At 62.4% G+C, this 558-nt stretch carries 1 pseudogene; it reads left to right on the forward strand.

The features are described 5' to 3' along the window. A pseudogene (locus KTN05_RS17760) lies at positions 1–308 on the forward strand (NADH oxidase); the annotation flags it as partial. Positions 309–558: the final 250 nt, after the last annotated feature.

Below are 558 nucleotides of genomic sequence, written 5' to 3' on the forward strand. Positions count from 1 at the left end.
GCTATGGGTCGGCCGTCATGAAGCAGGTCTACATCTACGGCGGACTGGACACCGGCCCGACGATCCTGAAGCGCGGCTTCGGTTTCCGCTGGAACGTGGGCGGCTGGCTGCTGTTCCATTTCCTCGGCCGAACGGATCCCACGATCGTTCAGAAGATGCACGAACGTGTTGCGGCCGAGATGACGACGACCTTTGCGAGCCATTTCACCGACAGCATCAGCCTGGCGGAAGCGCTCGATCCCGATATCGCGCTGGCCTACCAGAAGAAGGTGACGGGCCAGAAGTATCTGATCGCGCCCGCCGAGTGATCGAAACCGGTGCGGGGCGCGGCGGCGCCCCCGTGGGGAGCACGATGCCTCGTCCCCATCATCGCCAGTTCTCCCATGCCTCACGAGAGGTGAATCAGCAGCCAAGCCGTCGCTCAAGTGGGGTTTTGTAACGTCATCTCCGCATGGCAGCCGTTGACGTGCCAGGATTTCGGCAACCAGCCCAAGCGTCGGCTCTCAGGAGCACTGCTGTCCAGCGTTAGATACCACCGACAGCCAGCTCTGTGCCGAT

Source organism: Paracoccus sp. Z118 (genome assembly GCF_019061185.1).
Taxonomy (GTDB): domain Bacteria; phylum Pseudomonadota; class Alphaproteobacteria; order Rhodobacterales; family Rhodobacteraceae; genus Paracoccus.